This is a genomic window from Streptomyces sp. NPDC001549, from assembly GCF_042894025.1.
GTDB lineage: Bacteria > Actinomycetota > Actinomycetes > Streptomycetales > Streptomycetaceae > Streptomyces > Streptomyces kutzneri.
In genome coordinates, this window is record NZ_JBIAVJ010000035.1 from 68,980 (window position 1) to 87,816 (window position 18,837).

15 protein-coding genes and 1 riboswitch are annotated in these 18,837 nt (G+C 72.5%); of the genes, 3 read left to right on the forward strand and 12 right to left on the reverse strand.

Features of this window, described 5'->3' with window-relative positions; all coding sequences use genetic code 11:
- Window positions 1-346 precede the first annotated feature (346 nt).
- The 7 genes from ACFY04_RS38525 to ACFY04_RS38555 form a co-directional block, all read right to left on the reverse strand.
- Window positions 347-1,288: an exopolyphosphatase gene (locus tag ACFY04_RS38525; RefSeq protein WP_389124699.1), complete on the reverse strand. Its 942-nt coding sequence runs from the start codon at window positions 1,286-1,288 to the stop codon at window positions 347-349.
- Window positions 1,285-1,836 carry a DUF501 domain-containing protein gene (locus ACFY04_RS38530; RefSeq protein WP_389124701.1) on the reverse strand — a complete coding sequence of 184 codons (552 nt, stop codon included), beginning with the start codon at window positions 1,834-1,836 and terminating at the stop codon, window positions 1,285-1,287. Before ACFY04_RS38530 ends, ACFY04_RS38525 begins: the two co-directional genes overlap by 4 nt.
- Before the next feature lie 56 nt (window positions 1,837-1,892).
- Entirely contained in the window at window positions 1,893-2,381 is a 489-nt protein-coding gene (locus tag ACFY04_RS38535) for a septum formation initiator family protein (RefSeq protein WP_150257718.1), read from the reverse strand.
- 99 nt (window positions 2,382-2,480) lie between these two features.
- A complete protein-coding gene (gene eno, locus ACFY04_RS38540; RefSeq protein WP_301370507.1) occupies window positions 2,481-3,761 on the reverse strand; it encodes a phosphopyruvate hydratase in 1,281 nt (426 codons plus the stop codon).
- A gap of 292 nt (window positions 3,762-4,053) precedes the next feature.
- Window positions 4,054-4,770, reverse strand: coding sequence for a transglycosylase family protein (locus tag ACFY04_RS38545; RefSeq protein WP_389124704.1), 717 nt, complete (start codon window positions 4,768-4,770; stop codon window positions 4,054-4,056).
- A 3-nt stretch (window positions 4,771-4,773) separates the two neighbouring features.
- A riboswitch (cyclic di-AMP (ydaO/yuaA leader) is annotated at window positions 4,774-4,946 on the reverse strand.
- A gap of 276 nt (window positions 4,947-5,222) precedes the next feature.
- Window positions 5,223-6,170, reverse strand: coding sequence for a transglycosylase family protein (locus ACFY04_RS38550; RefSeq protein WP_389124706.1), 948 nt, complete (start codon window positions 6,168-6,170; stop codon window positions 5,223-5,225).
- A 177-nt stretch (window positions 6,171-6,347) separates the two neighbouring features.
- Window positions 6,348-7,661, reverse strand: coding sequence for a cytochrome P450 (locus ACFY04_RS38555; RefSeq protein WP_389124709.1), 1,314 nt, complete (start codon window positions 7,659-7,661; stop codon window positions 6,348-6,350).
- A 130-nt stretch (window positions 7,662-7,791) separates the two neighbouring features.
- Here ACFY04_RS38555 and ACFY04_RS38560 point away from each other — a divergent pair, with 130 nt between their 5' ends.
- A complete protein-coding gene (locus ACFY04_RS38560; protein ID WP_389124711.1) occupies window positions 7,792-8,988 on the forward strand; it encodes a globin domain-containing protein in 1,197 nt (398 codons plus the stop codon).
- Between the two features lie 89 nt (window positions 8,989-9,077).
- Here ACFY04_RS38560 and ACFY04_RS38565 read toward each other — a convergent pair whose 3' ends face one another.
- Entirely contained in the window at window positions 9,078-10,094 is a 1,017-nt protein-coding gene (locus ACFY04_RS38565; RefSeq protein ID WP_389124713.1) for a nucleoside triphosphate pyrophosphohydrolase, read from the reverse strand.
- Window positions 10,095-10,148: 54 nt separating this feature from the next.
- Entirely contained in the window at window positions 10,149-10,772 is a 624-nt protein-coding gene (locus ACFY04_RS38570; protein ID WP_389124715.1) for a SurA N-terminal domain-containing protein, read from the reverse strand.
- Window positions 10,773-11,050: 278 nt separating this feature from the next.
- On the opposite strand from ACFY04_RS38570, the gene ACFY04_RS38575 reads away from it, so the two are divergent.
- On the forward strand, window positions 11,051-13,435 hold the full coding sequence (locus ACFY04_RS38575) for a YfhO family protein (protein ID WP_389124717.1): 2,385 nt from the start codon (window positions 11,051-11,053) through the stop codon (window positions 13,433-13,435).
- Here the strand turns inward: ACFY04_RS38575 and ACFY04_RS38580 are convergent.
- The 3 genes from ACFY04_RS38580 to ACFY04_RS38590 form a co-directional block, all read right to left on the reverse strand.
- Entirely contained in the window at window positions 13,419-14,927 is a 1,509-nt protein-coding gene (locus tag ACFY04_RS38580; RefSeq protein WP_389124720.1) for a protein kinase, read from the reverse strand. The genes ACFY04_RS38575 and ACFY04_RS38580 overlap by 17 nt on opposite strands.
- Window positions 14,924-15,514 carry a hypothetical protein gene (locus tag ACFY04_RS38585; protein WP_389124722.1) on the reverse strand — a complete coding sequence of 197 codons (591 nt, stop codon included), beginning with the start codon at window positions 15,512-15,514 and terminating at the stop codon, window positions 14,924-14,926. Before ACFY04_RS38585 ends, ACFY04_RS38580 begins: the two co-directional genes overlap by 4 nt.
- 168 nt (window positions 15,515-15,682) lie before the next feature.
- Entirely contained in the window at window positions 15,683-17,758 is a 2,076-nt protein-coding gene (locus ACFY04_RS38590; RefSeq protein WP_389124724.1) for an N-6 DNA methylase, read from the reverse strand.
- A 214-nt stretch (window positions 17,759-17,972) separates the two neighbouring features.
- Here ACFY04_RS38590 and ACFY04_RS38595 point away from each other — a divergent pair, with 214 nt between their 5' ends.
- Window positions 17,973-18,686: a hypothetical protein gene (locus ACFY04_RS38595; RefSeq protein WP_389124726.1), complete on the forward strand. Its 714-nt coding sequence runs from the start codon at window positions 17,973-17,975 to the stop codon at window positions 18,684-18,686.
- The last annotated feature ends 151 nt before the right edge of the window (window positions 18,687-18,837 follow it).

Genomic DNA, 18,837 nt, shown 5'->3' on the forward strand with positions numbered 1-18,837 from the left:
TGAGAGACCCTCTGCTACACTCCGCCGCCCACGTGACGGAGGTCATGACGCACGACGGGAACCAGAAGGCGTCCGGAGTCGTTGTTCACCCGTCCTGAACTGGCCTCCAAGGCCGGAAGCGGACTGGACCACAGGGGTTCGTCCATACCTCTGACGCGGATCCCGCCGCCTCCGCCGATCGCACGAACGCACGCGAAAAAGGGCCTGCGGGCCTCCGGAAGGGCCCAAAGGACCCTTCTGTTGACCCAACAGACCCTTTTTCCTTGTGAAGAACTTCACGAAGTTCGTTTGGATCACTGCCGCAACAGCGCCCGAACAGGCCTTCACAACCTGCTTCGAAGGTCGTTCAGGCGATGGACCAAGCGATTCCATCGAGGATGTCGTGCTCCGACACGACAACCTCGGAGGCGCCGATCCGTTCCATGATCGCCAGCAGTACCAGCGCACCCGCGCCGATCACGTCCACCCGGCCCGGATGCATCACGGGGATCGCCGCGCGCTCGGCGTGCGTCGCCGTCAGCATCCGCTCGCTGATCTCCCGCACCTGCTCGTAGGAGATCCGGGAGTGGTGGATCGCGGACGATTCGTACTCCGGCAGCCCCAGCGCGATCCCGGCGACCGTGGTCACCGAGCCGGCCAGGCCCACCAGCGTGCGCGCCTCGGCCAGCGGGACGCTCTCGGCGGCCAGGTCCAGCGCCGCCTCGATGTCGGCCCGGATCGCGGCGACCTGCTCCGCGGTCGGCGGGTCGGTGACGACCCCGTCCACCACCAGGTGCCGCTCGGTCATCCGGACGCAGCCGATGTCCACGGACCGCGCGGCCCGTACGTGCTCCTCGCCGACCACGAACTCGGTCGAGCCGCCGCCGATGTCCACCACCAGGAACGGCCGCTCCAGGTGCTCGTGCGCCGTCAGCTCCTTGGTCGCGCCGGTGAAGGAGAACTCCGCCTCCTGGTCACCGGAGATCACCTCGGGCTCGACCCCCAGGATGTCCAGGACGCCCCGGACGAAGTCCGCCCGGTTCTCGGCGTCCCGGGAGGCGGAGGTCGCCACGAAGCGCACCCGCTCCGCGCCGAACTCCTTGATGACCCCCGCGTACTCGCGGCAGGCGGCGAAGGTGCGCTCCAGCGCCTCCGGGGCCAGGCGCCCGGTCCGGTCCACGCCCTGGCCGAGCCGGACGATGGTCATCCGGCGGTCCAGCTCGGTCAGCTCGCCGGTGGCCGGGTCGCAGTCCGCCACGAGCAGCCGGATGGAGTTCGTACCGCAGTCGACGGCGGCGACGCGGGTCACGCCCCCGGCTCCTTGTCGTCCGTCTTCTTCTCCCCGCACGGGACGACGCAGGCGCCCTTGGCCCACCACTCCGGCAGCATCGCCAGGGCCTCGTCGCCGAACGGGTTCACCCCGGGGCCGGCGGCCAGGGAGTGGCCGACCAGCACGTGCAGGCACTTCACCCGGTCCGGCATGCCGCCGGCGCTCGGGAAGCCCTGGAGCACCTCGATGGCGTCGCGCCGCTGGATGTAGTCCTCGTGGGCGGCCTGGTAGGCGGCGGCCAGTTCCTTGTCCTCGGCGAGCCGGGCCTGCATCTCCTTCATCACGCCGTTGGCCTCCAGCGTGCCGATCGCGGAGGCCGCGCGCGGGCACGTCAGGTAGTACAGCGTCGGGAAGGGGGTGCCGTCGGGGAGCCGCGGGGCGGTCTCCACCACGTCCGGCTGCCCGCAGGGGCAGCGGTGCGCGATGGCGCGCAGCCCGCGCGGCGGGCGGCCGAGCTGCTGCTCGAACGCCTCGATGTCCGCGTCGGTCGGCTCGGTCCGGTCTGTCTGGGGCGGGGGCGTCTGCATGCCTGGAGGAAGTCTCTTCGTTCTCGTGGATGGGTGCTGCGGTACGGCGGTACGGATCACTCGCCGGGGCGGTCGGCCTTGTCGACGCCGTCCCAGACGTTGGAGTACCAGGGGCGGTCGGAGCCGGCGTGGCCGGTCCCGTGCGGCTGCGGGGGCTGGGCCCCGGGGTCGCTCATGATGTAGCCGATCTCCCCCGGGCGCAGGAAGTGCAGGTGCTTGCGCGCCTGCTGCTCCGCGTAGGCGTCGTCCTGCCAGCGGGCCTTCTCGTCGCGGAGCCGCTCCAGGCGGTCCCGCGCGGCCGCGGCGGCCCGCTGCTGCTTCGCGATCTCCGAGCGCTGGGAGACGTACTGGCGCATCGGATACGCGAGGGCGACGACCAGCGTACAGAGGACGAGCACCAGGAGCGCGGCGCGGCCGGTGAGCCGGCTGCGGCGGACCTGGCGCCGCGACTGCGACCGGTAGACGTGGGCGGCGGTCCGCTCTCCGAGCTGCTTGAGCCTGGTCGCGGTGGAGAAGGTGGAGAACCGATCCCGGTTCCCGGCCATTGGTCCGCCTCCCCTAGGTACGCACTACGCAATACGTCCCCGCACACGGTACGGGACCGAGTGCGGGGACGTACGGAGGCCAGCCCCTCAGGGGGGTGATTAGCCCTTGAAGCGCGGGAAGGCGCTGCGGCCCGCGTACACCGCGGCGTCGTCGAGGATCTCCTCGATGCGCAGCAGCTGGTTGTACTTGGCGACACGGTCCGAGCGGGCCGGGGCGCCGGTCTTGATCTGACCGCAGTTCACGGCGACGGCGAGGTCGGCGATGGTGACGTCCTCGGTCTCACCGGAGCGGTGGGACATCATGCACTTGAAGCCGTTGCGCTGGGCCATCTCGACGGCGTCCAGGGTCTCGGTCAGCGAACCGATCTGGTTCACCTTCACGAGCAGGGCGTTCGCGGAGCCCTCCTCGATACCGCGGGCCAGACGCTCCGGGTTGGTGACGAACAGGTCGTCACCGACGATCTGGACCTTCGCGCCGAGGCGGTCGGTGATGGTCTTCCAGCCGTCCCAGTCGTCCTCGAACAGCGGGTCCTCGATGGAGACGAGCGGGTACGCCTCGACGAGCTCGGCGTAGTAGTCGGTCATCTCGGCGGCCGAGCGGGACTTGCCCTCGAACTCGTACTGGCCGTCCTTGTAGAACTCGGACGCGGCGACGTCGAGCGCGAGCGCGATGTCCGTGCCCGGGGTGTAGCCGGCCTGCTTGATGGCCTCGATGATGAGGTCGAGCGCGGCGCGGTTGGACTCCAGGTTCGGGGCGAAGCCGCCCTCGTCGCCCAGGCCGGTGGAGAGGCCCTTGGTGTGCAGGACCTTCTTGAGGGTGTGGTAGACCTCGGCACCCCAACGCAGCGCCTCGGAGAAGGACTCCGCGCCGATGGGGGCGATCATGAACTCCTGGATGTCCACGTTGGAGTCGGCGTGCGACCCACCGTTGAGGATGTTCATCATCGGAACGGGCAGCAGGTGCGCGTTCGGACCGCCGAGGTAGCGGAAGAGCGGAAGGTCCGAGGCCTCGGACGCGGCGTGCGCGACGGCCAGGGACACGCCGAGGATGGCGTTGGCGCCGAGCGAGCCCTTGTTGTCGGTGGCGTCCAGGTCGAACATGGCCTGGTCGATCAGGCGCTGCTCGGTGGCGTCGTAGCCGACGAGCTCCGGGCCGATCTGCTCGATGACGGCGAGGACGGCCTTCTCGACACCCTTGCCGAAGTAACGGTTGGGGTCACCGTCACGGAGCTCGATGGCCTCGAATGCACCGGTGGAGGCGCCGGACGGAACTGCAGCACGGCCGGTGCTGCCATCGTCGAGGCCCACCTCGACCTCGACCGTGGGGTTGCCTCGGGAGTCCAGGATTTCCCGGGCTACGACGACGTCGATGGACGGCACGAGCATCTCCTTCTGGGATGTGACGCTGAGTGTGCGGTGGCGTGTCAGGCCGTGGGATGGCCTTGCCGCCTAGAGCCTAACCGGATCCGGGCACTGGGCCGCCCGACCGCCCGGACCCTGGGACGAAAAAGGGACCGAATACCCCTCTTCCGGGACATAGGTCGCTTGATCATCGGCCTTCGGGGGCCGCACGCAGCACCGCCCGGCGCGTGGGGCACGCGCCGGGCGGTGGGAATCCTGCACGGGGTCAGCTGACGCCGCGTACAAGTTTCTGCGGCTTTTGCCGCAATGTTCAGCTGAGCTTCAGCTTCTGACCCGGGAAGATCAGGTCGGCGTCCGAGACGATGTCCTTGTTCAGCTCGAAGAGCTTCTGCCAGCCGCCCTTGACGCCGTTGGCCTCGGCGATGGTGCCCAGGGTGTCGCCCGGCTTGACCTCGTACGAGCCGTTGCCGGTCTTCGGCGCGGCCGGAGCCTCGGCACGCTCGGAGCGGGTGGTCGGAGCCTCGGGGCGCTTGGTCTCCTTCGGCGCGGCCTTGGTCTCGGTCTTCGGCTTCTCGGCCTTCGGCTTCGGCTGCGGCTTGGACTGCGGCTTCGACGCCGGGGCCTCGGAGCCGCCACCGGTGAAGGAGGAGTTCGACAGGCCCTTGCCACAGGACGGCCAGGCGCCCTTGCCCTGGCTCTTGAGGACCTTCTCCGCGACCGCTATCTGCTGCGACTTGGAGGCCTGGTTGGCCTGCGGGGCGTACGACTTGCCACCGAACCCGGCCCACGTGGAGGGCGAGAACTGCAGACCGCCGTAGTAGCCGTTGCCCGTGTTGATGGCCCAGTTGCCACCGGACTCGCACTGCGCGACCTTGTCCCACTCGGACGCGGTGGCGGCGCTGGCGGTGCCCGCGGCCATCAGGGGGGCGGCCACGGCCACACCGGCGACACCGGCGAGCGTGACGATCCGGACAGACCGCTCGATTGCAGTACCGCGACGGTGCTTGCCCTTGCCGGAAAGCAGCATGGAGTTTCTCCTCACCGACGCCTACGAGGTGAGCTGTCGGGTTCGGGCGAGTGAGTTGCCCGGCCGTGCGACCTAGCGCACGTCTTAACCCCAAGCCGGTGGCGTGACCGTCTCTCAACGGCCGCTCCCGGCACCTACCTTGGTTCCCCCGCTCCTGCCTTCGGCGCTTGACGCGACGACTGTTCCCCCCGTCCGCCGGCAGGATTCGGCGATGCGGTCGAAGGAGCTCGCGGTGGCGAGCGATTCAGAAGGTAGACAGGTCTCTCCCCGATGTTCAACGAGGAACATCGGGGAGAAACGGCCCCTACTTGCGCTCCCCGCAGGGGCGTTTGCGCAGGTGAGGGCGGGGTTTGCGGAAGCCCCGAGGCGGGACACGCCAGTTGACCGGAAGAGACACATGTCTCACTTACAGAAATCCGACATTCGACTCTTTCCGGGTAACTGAACTGTCCTTATTGCGCGGTTAGATCCAGGTTCTGACCGGGCTTGATGAGGTCGGCGTCCTCACCGATGACCTTCTCATTGGCCTGGTAGAGACCGTTCCAGCCCCCCTTTACGCCCTTGGCAACCGCGATGGTCGCCAGGCTGTCGCCCGCCTGGACCGTGTAGGTGGGGTCCGACGCGGCATCAGACGGGGCCGTCGGCACGGCCTCCGGCGCACCGCGGTGCTTGCCATTGCCCTGGACAGGAGTGGTGCCGGTGGTCTGCGGGACCTCCGGGGCCGCGGGGGCCTTCGGGTCGACCGGGGGCAGTCCCGGCGTGACGGGCGAGGTGGTGGGCGTGGTCGGGTCCACCGGCAGCGTCGGCGCCGTCGGGTCGACGGGGGTCGGCGTGCCGGTCGGACCGCCAGGCAGGACCGGAGCCGTCGGGTCGACCGGAGGAGTCGTCGGGATGTCCGGCGCGGGCATGACGGGCAGTCCGATGGACGGCGCGTCGGGAATCAGGAACGGAGTGCTGGACGGGCTCGGAGCCGGGGCCGGGGTCGGCGACCCGTAGTCCGTGGACGGCTTGCCGCCCTTGGTGGACGGAACGGCGTCGTCCGGGCGGGACGGCGCGGGGGCGAGCGGGCCCTGACCACCGGGCAGACCGGGGTCCACCTTCGCGGCGGGGCTCTCCCGGACCAGACCGGCCGAGGCCGCGCACAGCGGCCACGCCTGCGGTCCCGTCGAGCCCAGCACCCGCTCGGCCACGGCGATCTGCTGGGATCGGCTCGCCAGGTCGGGGCGCTCGGCGAAGTCGAGCCCGCCGGCGCCCTGCCACTCCTCCTGGGTGAACTGGAGTCCGCCGTAGGCGCCACTGCCGAAGTTCGCGCTCCACGAGCCGCCGCTCTCGCACTCGGCGACCTTGTCCCACGTGGACGTGTCGGCGGCGGTGGCGCTGGTGGCGGCCAACAGCGGCATGGCCAGCGCAGAGCCAGTGACTCCGGCTGTGACAACCAGCGCGGGGACCTGGCGGGGGCGTCTGTGACGGCCGTTCCCGGAGAGCATGAGGGATCACCTTTCGCATATAACAGCGGGGTAACGGCAGAACCTAGCGGGGTTCGAACGATTGTCACAAGTTCAAGCGGGATCTGACTTTTAATCAGGATCCGCGCAAGTGTTTTGAGCCGCGAATCGGACGGGAAGAGTACGTAGCCCTCGCATGATCAACCCCCCGCGCCAGCGCAGGTCTTGGGATGGAACAGCAAGTTCCAGATCAGGCAGACGCGTCAGCAAAGTCGCGAGCGCGGTCTGTCCTTCGAGCCGGGCGAGCGGCGCACCCACGCAGTAGTGGATGCCGTGCCCGTACCCGAGGTGCTGGTTGTCGGTCCGGGAGAGGTCGAGGGTGTCCGGGTCCGCGAAGCGCTCCGGATCCCGGTCGGCGGCCGCGAGGACGACCAGGACCGGATCGCCGGCCTCGATCCGCATGCCGCCGAGGGTCAGCGGCTCGGTGGCGAACCGCCAGGTCGCCAGCTCCACCGGGCCGTCGTAGCGCAGCAGTTCCTCGACCCCGGTGGCCAGCAGTCCGCTCTCCCCGGCGGCGAGGGAGAGCTGGAGGCGCTCGCGCTGCCCGGGGTTCATGAAGAGGGAGTGGACCCCGTTGCCGATGAGGTTCACGGTGGTCTCGAAACCGGCGAAAAGCAGGATGAAGGCCATGGCGGTGGCCTCGCCCTCCGTCAGATGGTCGCCGTGATCGCTCGCCCGGATCAGGTCGGAGATCAGATCGTCGCCCAGATCATCCCTTTTGCGGTGAATGAGTTCACCGAGGTAGGTCCGCATCTGCTTGACCGACCGGGCGACCCCGCCGCGCGGACCGCCACCGTGGCGGATCATCATGCCGGCCCAGTCACGGAAGTCGTCCTGGTCCTCGCGCGGTACCCCGAGCATCTCGCAGATGGCGTAGATGGGGAGCGGGAAGGCGAACTCGTGAATGAGATCAGCCTCACCTTTCCCCGCGAACCCGTCGATCAGGTGGTCGGTGAGCGCCTGCACCCGGGGGGCGAACTCGGCGACCCTGCGCGGGGTGAAGGCCTTCGACACCAGCCGCCGCAGCCGGGTGTGGTCCGGTGGGTCGATGTTGAGCAGGTGCGTCATCAGCTCCGCCTTGCGCTCCCCCGGGATCCCGGTCTTGCCCTTGGCGTGCGCGGGCTCCGCGTGGTGCGCCGGATTCTTGCTCAGCCGCTGGTCGGCGAGGGCCTGGCGGGCGTCGGCGTACCGGGTGACGAGCCATGCCTCGACCCCGCTGGGCAGCTTGGTGCGGTGCACCGGGGAGTGCTCGCGCAGCCAGGCGTAGGCCGGGTAGGGGTCGGTCGCGAACTCCCAGTCGAAGAGGGTGGGGCCCTCGGCGGCAGGGGTGTCGGCGGGAGTGTCCGCGGGGGTTTCGGCGGGGATTCCGGAGGTCTGATCGTGCACCTGATGACCGTATCCCGGCGCCGAACCCCCATCCGATATGACTGGTTCGTCGCGGCTGTCCGTAGATCGTCCATCCCTTGACCTGAACTTCGCCGGCATTCCTACTTTCGGTTTTGTGGATGTCAGGATCTTGAAAAGCAGTTTCGCGGTGGTGGAGAGACGAGCCGAGCACGCCGTCAAGTTCTTCTACACCCACCTCTTCTGGCACAACCCCGGAGTCCGCGCCCTCTTCCCGGACTCCCTCCACGACATGGAACGCCAGCGGGACCGGCTCTTCGCCGCGCTCACCCACGTGATCGCCCACCTCGGCGACGAGACCCTCGGCCCCTACCTGCGCGACCTGGGACGCGACCACCGCAAGTTCCTGGTCCGCCCCGAGCACTACGCGGCCGTCGGCGCCAGCCTGCTCGCCGCACTCGCGGAGACCTCCGGCGAGGCCTGGACCCCACCCGTCGAGAAGGCCTGGGCCGAGGCCTACCAGGTGATGGCCGACGCGATGACGGCCGGCGCCGACGCGAGCGAGGGCCCGCCGTGGTGGGACGCGGAGGTCGTGCGCCACCTCCAGTACGGACCGGACATAGGCGTCCTGACGCTGCGGCCGCACGCTCCCTTCCCCTATCTCCCCGGCCAGTACACGAGCGTGAGCAGCGAACGGGTCCCGACGACCTGGCGCACCTACTCCATCGGCAACGCCCCCCGCCCCGACGGCACCGTCGACCTGCACGTCAGCCGGGTCGACCGGGGGCGGCTGAGCACCGCCCTGGTCCGCGAGACCCGGCCGGGCGACGTACTGCGGCTCGGCGCCGCCGGCGGGCAGCTGACCTTCCGCCGCGAGGACCGCCCGGTCAGCCTGATCGCCGCCGGCACCGGGTGGGCGCCCATCCGGGCCCTGCTGGAGGACCTCGCGGAGCATCCTCACGATCAGGACGTACGGCTCTTCGTGGTGGCCCGGGACGGCGCGCACCTCTACGACCGCCCGCTCATCGACGCGTACGCCGCCCGCTGCGGCTGGCTCGCCGTCACCTACATCACGCCCGCGCCCGGGCAGCACCGCAACCAGGCCACCGGCCGGCTGGCGACCGCGCTGGGCAACCGGGGGCTGTGGCCGGACCAGGACGTCTACCTCAGCGGTCCGCCGCAGTTCATCGACGAGACCGCCCATCTCCTCCAGGAGCTGGGCGCCCGCCCCGGCCGCCTCTTCCACGACGCCGTCCCGGCCCGCGGCCACGGGTACGGGGAGCGCCCGCTGGGATTCGGCGAGTGGTTCCTGGAACCCCCGGCGCCCCACTGGCTCGACCCCTCGGCCCGCGCGCCGAGGACGTACTGAAGGAGCAGTGAAGGAGTAAGGAGTGCCTGCGGGCGACCTAGGGGTGTCCTGCCGAGCCCGGCCTGATCGGCAAGACACCCGCTGGTCGCCTACTCGCCCGGCTCCGCCAGGCCCTCGGCCGCCCGGATCGCGTCCCGGTAGGCGCGGGCCGCCGCGCGCAGCGCGGTCTCGGGGTCGGTCCCCGCCGCCTCGGCGCGTGCCGCGAGCTCCAGCAGCTCGTACCCGATGCCCTCGCCGCGGGGCAGTTCCACGGCCACGCCGCCCGCCCGGGCCCGGCCCGCGAGCTTGGCGGCGAGCGCCAGGCCGGGCTGGCTCACCGGGATCCCGTCGGTGACCGACTCCCGCCGCTTCTCCACCGCCTTGGTGCGCTGCCAGTGCGCGTTGACGTCCTCCGGGGTCTCGGCCTCCGCGTCGCCGAAGACGTGCGGGTGCCGGTGGATCAGCTTTGTGACGAGCGCCCCGGCCACGTCGTCGATGGAGAAGGCCTCGTCGGGATCCTCGTGCTCCTCGGAGATCCGGGCGTGGAAGACCACCTGGAGCAGCACGTCGCCGAGCTCCTCGCGCAGTTCCTCCCGGTCCCCGTCCTCGATGGCCTCGACCAGCTCGTACGCCTCCTCGATCGCGTACTTGGCCAGGCCCCGGTGGGTCTGCCGGGAGGTCCACGGGCATTCGCGCCGGACCCGGTCCATCACCTGGACCAGGTCGAGCAGGCGCGCGCCCGGCAGGTCGTAGGAGCCCGGCAGCAGTTCCAGGTCGGGCATGGAGACCCGGCCCGAGCCGGCCAGCCGGGCCAGTCCGTCGGTGAGCCGCTGGTCGCCCTCGCCGCCCGGGAGCACGACGACCGTACGGCCGCCCGCGCAGGCCTCGACCAGCGCGTGAGCGTCCGGGCTCTCGAACGCGACCTCGATGCCCGCCTCCCGCAGGTACGGCAGCTGCGGGTGGCCGGGGTCGGCGCACAGCACCCGGTCCGCGGCGTGCAGGGTCTGCCACGCCGGCCAGGACAGCACGCCGGGGGCGACCCGGTGGCTGGTGGTCAGCAGGACGATGCGGCCCGTGGGCTCGGCGGCGGCGTTGGCGGTGGCGGTGGGTTCGGAGTGGTCGGTCACCCTCCGAACCTACCTCCGGCGCGCCGGCCCACGGTCCGGGGGGACCCCGGAGCGTCAGGCCCCGGCCGGGGCCGCCTCGGGCCGCGTCCGCTGGGTGATCCAGGGCGTCTCCCCGGTGCCGAGCTTGATCTCCTTGGCGTCCCAGGCGCCGTAGCGCGGGTTCACCTCGATGTGCAGTGCCTCGACGGCGGCGCGGGCGGGCTCCTCCAGCTTCCCGGCTCCGTACTTGGCGGTGAGCGCGGTGAGGAGCACCCGGTCGCGGAGGAAGCGGTCGATCTGGCCGGGGGCCATGGCCCCCTTCTGCAGGAGCAGTGCCTCGAACTGCTCGGTGCCGCCGTTCTCGTCGACGTACGCCTTGCGTTCGTCCTCGATGTCCTTCTGGGTGGCCGTGATCCCGGCGGTGTCGGCCATCTTGTCGATGATCCGGCTCTGGAGGAGCGCGTCGAGCTTCTGCCGCTCCAGGTGGGGGGTGCTCGCGATGAGTTCGGCGGCGGCCTGCCCGGAACGGTTCTGCGCCGCGCGGACGTCGCTGACCTGGGCCTGGAGCGCGGAGGTGGTGATCCGTTCGCCGCCCACGACGGCCGCGGTGCCGGGACGCGGCTCGCCCGAGCAGGCGGACAGCAGGGGCGCCGCCACGAGCAGGGCGGCGGAGACGGAGAGCGCTGTGCGACGGTGCAAAGGAGCCTCCAGGGCCGGGAGATTGTGCTTCGGTGCACAAAGGGCCGTGCGGTGATCGATGTTATGAGGTCACGGTGATCCGGACCACCGGTTCGACCAACGATTCACGCGCGGACCGAACACGCACCGTTCATAAGCGAGCCGGCGGGCGCCGGCGTGTCCGGCGCGCCACCCGTCACCCGTTCTGGGGACCCCGCGCCCGGGGCGGCGGCCGGATCGGCCACCGGCAACCCTGAGGCCACCCCTCGGTCACCCGGCCCTGCCAAGGTCGGCCCACCATGTCGACAACGCACCGTTCGCCGCGTCCCTCACCACGCCGCCGGAGTCTGCTCGGATCGGCGCTCGCCGCCCTGCTCACGGCGGTCGCCGTGTGCGCCGGGGACGCCGCCGCCCGGGTGTTCCCCTACGGATCGCGCCACCGCAGCATCAACGACCTCGGCAATCAGTTCGTCCCCTTCCACGCGCAGCTGTGGGACCTCCTGCACGGCCGCGCGGAGGGCGGACTGCTGTTCAACTGGCGCTCCGGCTACGGCATGAGCTTCCTGCCGGACCTGGGCACCTATCTGACCAGCCCCTTCGCCGTCCTCGTCGGGCTCTTCCCGCGCGCGGACATCGACCTCGCCGTGTACGTCGTCACCGTGCTCAAGATGGCGGCCGCGGCGGCGGCGATGGCCTGGCTGCTGCGCACCCAGCGCCGCGGGCCCTGGTGGGCGGCCGGGCTGCTCGGGGCCTCGTACGCGCTGTGCGGCTGGTCGGTGATCGAGGCCTCGTACAACCCGATGTGGCTGGACGGGCTGATCGCCTTCCCCCTGCTGTGCCTGACCGGTGAATGGGCCCTGCGCGGGCGCCGGATCCTGCTCGCGCCGCTGGTCGTCGCGGTCTGCTGGACGGCGAACTTCTACACCGCCTACATGGCGACGCTGGGTGCGGCGCTGGTGCTGCTGGTACGGGTGGTGCTCACCCGGGAGGGCGTCCGGACCCGGCTGTCGGTGATCGCGCGGGGCGCCGGGACGACCGTGCTCGGGATCGCGCTCGCGGCACCCGTGCTCCTGCCCCTCTTCCTCAGCTCCGGGCGGGCCTACCCGGGGTGGGTCAAGGAGTTCCTGCCGGTGACCTGGGCGGACCTGTTCGCCCGGCTGCTGCCGGGGACCTACTCCTTCTCCTCCCCCGCCGTCTTCGTGGGCACCGGGACCCTGCTGCTGGTGGCCGCGCTGCCCTTCCACCGGGCGGTCCCCCCGCGTACCCGGCTGTGGTGGGCGGGGCTGACCGTGGCCGTGGCCCTGTCCCTCCAGTGGCCGCCGGCCCATCTGGCCTGGCACCTGTTCGCCACCCCGAACGGGAGCCCGTACCGGCAGACCTTCGTGCTGGCCGGGATCGCCGTGATCGCCGCCTGGACCGGGCTGGCCGCGGGCCTGCCGCGGCCGCCGGCGCTGGCCGCGGGTGCGGGCGTACTGGCGGCCGCCGTGCTGTGGGCGCGCAACAGCCCCCTGGTGACGGCGGCGGGCTACGCGCTCTTCGCCGGCGGGCTGGCGCTGGCGGGTGCGGCCTGGTGGGCGCTGCGCCACCGCCGCCTCGCGCGGCCGGCGGCCGGACTGCTCGCGCTGGTCCTGCTGGCACAGGCCGCCGCGACCACCGCCTACGGCCACAAGGGCAAGCTGGGCGGCCTGGACGACTACCCGTCCTGGGGGCCGGCGCACACCGCGCGCGCCGGGGCCCTGGCCGGTGCCGAGGGCTGGCCCGCGTACCGCACCGACCCGAGCCGGCCCGCCCTGACGGGCAACGACCCGCTGCTGCTCGGCGGCGAGGGCGGCTCGTACTACAGCAGCCACACCCCGGACGTGTTCACCCGCACGATGGTCGTGCTCGGGGCGGGCTGGACCTCGCGCGGACGCAACGTCCAGAGCGTCGACAACCCGGTGACGGACGCCGTCTTCGCGGTCGGCGCACGCCTGCAGCCCGACGGCACGGTCCGCCGCGCCCAGGTGCCCCCGCTGGTGACGACCCGCCCGCCCGGCGCCGCCGTCTCCTACGCCGGCGACTCCCCCTTCGCCAACCAGGAAGCGCTGCTGGGCGCCCGGGTGTACGAGGACCCGCTCGCGCCCGGGGTCTGCCGCGCGGGCACGGAGGCCTACCTGTGGGCCCCGGAGTACAACGCGACGGCCCGCCTCGCGGACGGCCCCGCCTTCCGGCTGAACGGCAACGCCCCCCGCAACCGGGCCGCCCTCCAGCCGATGGGCCCCTCCCGCGGGGAATCCTCGGTTCTGGTCTTCGACGCGGCCCCGCCCCCGCGGTGGGCCCTGTCCTGCCTGGACCGGACGCGGCTCGACGCCGCGGTGGCCGGCCTGCGGGCCACGGCGGCGACCTCGGTCCGGGTCGGCTCCTCCGAGGTCCACGCCACGCTCCCGCCGGGCACGACCGGCACGGCGGTCCTCTCGGCCCCCGCGATCGCCGGCTGGACCTGCAACGGCCGTCCGGCCTCCAGTCATCTGGGCCTGGTGGCGATCCCGCTCTCCCCCGGCACCACCCGGGTGAGCTGCGCGTTCCGCCCGCCGGGTCTGGTCCCGGGGCTGGGCGTCGCGGCGGGCGCGCTGGGCATCCTGCTGGCCGCGGCCCTGCGGGGCCGGACCCGCCGCGCCGCCCGCTCCGTCAGCGGACCTGGCTGAGCCAGTGCAGGGTGCGGCGGATCTCGGCCGGGAAGGGGTGGGCCGGGCCGTGCAGCCGTTCCGCGTCGAACAGCAGCCGGGCCAGGGTGTCGTGGGCCGCCTGGCGGTCGCCGAGGGAGAGCAGCAGGTGGGCTATCCGGCGGCGGACCTCCAGCGGCAGACCCGGGTCCGGATTGGCGTAGTGGTTCTCGAAGAACGGCAGCAGCGAGCGGTACTCCGCCAGGGCGGCGGCCGGTTCGCCCAGTTGCTCCAGGCACTGGGCCGAGTCGTAGCGGAAGCGCAGCGACTGGGGGTCCCCGGCCGGGAACTCGTCGGCGAGGCGGCGCAGTTCCGGCAGGGCGCGCCGGTACTGGCCGTCGTCCATGAGCGTGGCGGCGTACTGCTTGCGCAGGGAGCGGACCACCGGGGAGTGCTCCCCGTGCTCGGCGGCCGCCGCCGGGAGGATGCCGCCGAGGATGTCCACGGCCTGGGTGAGCCGGCCCTCGTCCAGGAGCTTGCGGGCCTCGTCCACGGCGCCGGGGACGTCGGCCCTGGGCGGCGCGGGCGGGGTGCTCGGCCGCGGAGGGACGACGGTGGCCCGGTCCGGCCAGGGTGCCTGCGGGCGCAGGAAGGGCCGGGTCGGGTCGAGCGGGCCGGACGGGGTGCGGCTGCCGCGCGCGGGAAGCAGCGGGGCCAGGGCCTCGTAGACCTCCTGGGCGGAGGAGGGCCGGTCCTGCGGGTCCTTGGCGAGGAGGTGGAGCAGGAGCTTCTCCAGCTCCGGCGGGATCTCCGGGCGCATCTGGCGGACCGGGAGCGGGGGCTCGTACAGGTGGCGGTGCAGGACTCCGAGGGCTGTGGACCCGGCGAAGGGGACGTTGCCGCTGAGGAGTTCGTACAGCAGCACGCCGAGGGCGTACAGGTCGGTGTACGGGCCCACGGCGCCGCCCATGGCCTGCTCGGGCGCCATGTACGCGGGGCTGCCGATGGGCGAGCCGGTGCTGGTGAGGCGGGTGGTGTCGGTGTCCATCACCGAGGCCACGCCGAGGTCCAGGACGAGCACGGTGCCGTCCGGGCGGACCATCACGTTGCGCGGCTTCAGGTCCCGGTGCACGATCGGCACCGCGTGCACGGCCGACAGGACCGAGCACAGCTGCGCGACGACGGCGACCGCCCACTGCCAGGGGTAGGGGTCGTGCTCGGCGAGGTGGTCGGCGAGGTCGGCGCCCTCCACGTAGCCCATGACGAGGAAGAGTTCGTCGCCGTCGCTGCCCGCGTCGTGGACGGTGACCAGGCCGGGGTGGTCGACCTGCGCGGTGACCCGGCACTCGCGCACGAAGCGGCGGCGCAGTTCTTCGGCGACCGTGCCGGGGCCCGCGACCTTGTCGGGGCGCAGCAGTTTGACGGCGACGCGGCGGTCCAGACGCCGGTCGTAGGCGGTCCAGACCTGGCCCATGCCGCCCTGGCCGAGGATGGTCGCGAGCTGGTAGCGGTCACCGATGAGCCGGTCGGTCACTGCTGCGGGTCCTGGAACGGGGTCTGGTGGGAATCGTGGCGGGGGCCCCCGGCCGGCGGGGTCTGCTTGCGCAGCAGCTCGCTGAGCTCGTCGAGCTCGGCGCGGACCTGCCCGATGCGCGGGGGCGGCGTCGGCTGCGGCGGCACCTGCGGAGGCGCCGGAGCCGGCGTGGGGGTCGGCGTCGGGGTGGAGGGCCGGGTGGTGGCCGTGGCGGGCGGGTACCCGTAGGCGGGTCCGGACGGCTGCGGGTGGACGTACGGGGCGGACTGCGCCGGGTACCACTGCGCGGTCAGGGCCGTCCGCCGGGCCTCGTGGTGCTTGATGTCGGCGACGAGGAAGTACACGCAGATCGCGAAACCGGTGAAGATCGAGCCGCCGGCCCCCAGGTTGCCCTGCCAGCCGTTGACGTCGGGCGTGGGGTCGATCTGGATGAGCGTCATCCACACGACGGCGAGCACACCGCTGGCCACCATCAGCGCCCAGTCACGGGACTTGCGGGTGACCAGGGCGAGCCGCAGCAACGACCCCCAGGCGAGGAAGCCGCAGCTGAGGATGGGCAGCAGTACGAACACCACGCGCAATGCCATCACACCCCCCGAATCGGACTGGGGGCCGTGCTGCGGCGGAAGGCCGGGGCCGTGCATCGCTGCTCCTGACGGGCCGTGCGGAAGAAGTTTCGGGTCTGAGGGTATACAGCGTTCCCGGCCAGGGGTGAGGGGATGCGCGCAACCGTTGCACGGTCGCTGCACGGCCGTTCACTCCGGCGTGACCGTGCCGTCGGAGAGGCCGTCGTGGAAACCCTGTACGAGTTGTTCGCCGAGCCGCCCCGCCAGCCGTAGCGCGTCCTCGAACTCGGCGAGCGCGCGGAAGCGGAGCCCGTAGCTCTGCTGCTGCGTCAGGGGCAGCCGGGGCAGCTGGAGCCGGCGTACGTCGAGCCGGGTGGCGGTGGAGGCGTGGCTGCTGGCGCGGCGGGTGTTGGCGGTGCCGCGCAGGAATCCGGCCAGGAACCACGGGTCGAGGGCGTCCGGGTCGGGGCGCAGCAGGGCCAGGCCGCGGCCCGGTACCGCGCCCGCGGCGGCCTCGTCGACGACCCGGGCGATGGCCGCGCCGCCGACGAGGGGGACGAGTACGTCGCCGGGGGCGGTGAGCACGGGCTCGTCGGCGGTGGGCACCAGGGTGCCGGAAGGGCCGCTTCCGGTGTAGACGTCCTGTTCGGTGAGGACGGGGGCCGAGCCGCTTCCGCCGCCGGTGCCGGTGTGCAGTTCCAGGGCTCCGGCGCGGGCGAGTTCGCCGACGGTGGTCATCGGCGGCCGGGCGGTGCCCCCGGCGGGCGCCGCCGCGGGCGGCGGGGTGAGCCGGGCGGCCCGGCCGAGGGTCTCGCCGAGGCGCTCCCGTACGGCGGTCAGCTCTGCCGGACCGCCACCGGCGGCCGGCGGGGGCAGGTGGCGGGCGGGGGTGAGGTCCACGTCGTCGTCCAGCAGTTCGATGACGGGGACGACGCGGCTGACGCCCGGCGTCTCCGCGACCGAGCCGGTGCGGTCGTACGCGCTCCAGGCGTCCTCGACCGCGCGGTGCACGGCGGGCCAGGCTGAACGGAGTGGGGTGTCGGCGGCGAGGGCCGCGGTGTCGATGAGCAGCAGCCCGGCCGGGGGCACCACGTGCGGGGCGGGGCGGCGCAGCACCCACAGGTGCAGGGGGATCCCGTACGGGGGCGCGGCGCCGGCCGGGAGCGCGACGACGGCCCGCAGCGCGCCGCGGCGCAGCAGGTCGGCGCGGATGCGGCGGCCGGAGCGGCGGGCGGCGACGGCGGGCGGCATGAGCAGTACGGCGGTGCCGCCCTCGCGCAGGTGGGCCAGGGCGTGCTGGACCCAGGCGAGTTCGGATTCGGTGCGGGCCGGGAAGCCGTACTCCCAGCGCGGGTCGTAGGCCAGTTCCTCGTGACCCCAGGCGCGTTCGTTGAACGGCGGGTGGCATAGCACGGCGTCGACGGTGTCCTGGGCGAAGGCGTCGGCCCGCAGGCTGTCGGCGGCGGCCGCGCGGACCTGGGGCGTTCCGTTCAGGGCGAGGCGCAGGGCGGCGAGGGCGGCGAGTTCGGGCGCGGAGTCCTGCGCGTACAGGGCGGTGGCGCCGGGGACGGCCCGCAGCAGGGTGCCGGTGCCGCAGGCGGGGTCGAGGACGGTGCGGGAGGAGGGCCCGGCGAGGGCGGCCATGAGCCCGGCGAGGCCGTCCGGGGTGAGCGTGTACTGGCGGGGGTTGGCGTCGAGGTGGCGCCCGAGGAGGAACTCGAAGGCCTGGCGGGCCCCGAGTTCGGCGGCGAGTTCGGCGGCGGCCCGCAGCAGCGGCATGGTGGCCGGGCTCAGCGGGATCTCGGCGAGCGCGTGGCCGGGTCCGAGGCGCGCGCCGAGCACCTGGTCGAGGACGGGCCGCAGCAGGGTGGACATGCGCGCGTCGGAGACGGCGGTCAGCTCCAGCCAGTCGGCGGGCCGGTCCCGTACGACGAGCAGGGCGCCGCCCGCCTTGACGAGTGCGGTGACGGCCCCGCCGGGGTGGGCGGTGATCTGCTGCCAGACGCGTTCGCGCAGCGGGACCTCGGCGAGCTTGCCCTGGGCGCGCAGCCAGTGCTCCACCTCGTTCAGGGAGAAGGAGGGGCTGGTCTCGGTGCCGCCGACGGGCTTGGGGAAGTCGGCGTGGCGGCGCCGCCAATTGCTCACGGCCGCACGGCCGACTCCGGCCAGACGGGCGACCTCGGCCGCGGTGACCTCGGCCGCGGTGACCTCTGCTGCGGTGACCTCTGCTGCGGTGACCTCTGCTGCGGCGTTCTCCTCGGGCATGCCGGGGAGCATACCCGCTCACACCCGAGAGACCGATTCACAGCGTGAACTCAAGAATTTCTGTGAAGCGTGTTGACTCGGTTCACGAGAATCTGCTCTGATCGGTACGTCATCACCCACCGGACCGCCGCGATCCGCCTGAAGCGGAATACAATCTTCCGCTTCTCCTTTAATCTTCCTTTACCCCGCCTTCCAGCTGCCCTAGAGAGTCCCCATGCGCACCGTTCACCGCTTCACCGCCACCGCCGCCCTCGCCTGCGCCGCCGCCCTCGGCCTCACCGGCTGCTTCGCCTCCGGCCCGTTCGCCGACCTGTCCGGCTCCGAGGTGGCGGACAAGTCCGTGGACGCCCTGCGCGGCGCCGCCTCGCTCACCGTCAGCGGCAAGGTCTGGGACGAGGGCAAGCCGCTGGAGCTGAACATGGCCGTCAGCAAGACCGGCGACTGCCGGGGCACGATCGCCGGCCAGGAGGGCTCCTTCGAGCTGATCCGCAACTCCGAGTTCGTGTTCATCAAGGCGGACGAGCCGTTCTACCGCTCGCAGATGAAGGACCTGCCCAAGGCGGAGGCGGACGAGGCGGTCAAGCTGCTGGCGGGCCACTGGCTGAAGTCGAAGGCCTCGGACGCCGACTCCAAGGAGCTCGCCTCCCTGTGTGACCTGGACGAGCTGCTCAAGGAGTTCGACGACAGCAAGGGCGCCGAGAAGGGCAAGGTCACCTCGGTCGACGGCCAGAAGGCCCTCACCCTGACCACGAAGACCACGGAGGGCACCGAGACCCTGCTGGTGGCCACCGAGGGCAAGCCGTACCTGCTCAAGGCGGGCGTCACCGGCAAGGAGCCGGCCGAGGTCTCCTTCACGGGCATCGACAAGCCGGTGCAGGCCGAGGTCCCGGCCGGCGAGGACGTCATCGACGCGGACCAGCTGGGCTGAGCCGCGCACGCGGGAACGGCCGTGGGGGGGGGGGGGGGGGGGGGGCCCCCCCCCCCCCCGCCCGCGGCCCCCCCCCCCCCCCCCCCCCCCCCCCCCCCCCCCCCCCCCCCCCCCCGGGGGGGGGGGGGGTGGACACCCCCCCCCCCCCCCC

Bases quoted from the DNA above. Each gene is read 5' to 3' on its own strand.
- ACFY04_RS38575 (WP_389124717.1), top strand. From the start codon at position 11,051: ATGTCGACAACGCACCGTTCGCCGCGTCCCTCACCACGCCGCCGGAGT.
- ACFY04_RS38550 (WP_389124706.1), bottom strand. From the start codon at position 6,170: ATGCCGCTGTTGGCCGCCACCAGCGCCACCGCCGCCGACACGTCCACG.
- ACFY04_RS38530 (WP_389124701.1), bottom strand. From the start codon at position 1,836: ATGCAGACGCCCCCGCCCCAGACAGACCGGACCGAGCCGACCGACGCG.
- ACFY04_RS38590 (WP_389124724.1), bottom strand. From the start codon at position 17,758: ATGCCCGAGGAGAACGCCGCAGCAGAGGTCACCGCAGCAGAGGTCACC.
- ACFY04_RS38545 (WP_389124704.1), bottom strand. From the start codon at position 4,770: ATGCTGCTTTCCGGCAAGGGCAAGCACCGTCGCGGTACTGCAATCGAG.
- ACFY04_RS38535 (WP_150257718.1), bottom strand. From the start codon at position 2,381: ATGGCCGGGAACCGGGATCGGTTCTCCACCTTCTCCACCGCGACCAGG.
- ACFY04_RS38595 (WP_389124726.1), top strand. From the start codon at position 17,973: ATGCGCACCGTTCACCGCTTCACCGCCACCGCCGCCCTCGCCTGCGCC.
- ACFY04_RS38585 (WP_389124722.1), bottom strand. From the start codon at position 15,514: ATGGCATTGCGCGTGGTGTTCGTACTGCTGCCCATCCTCAGCTGCGGC.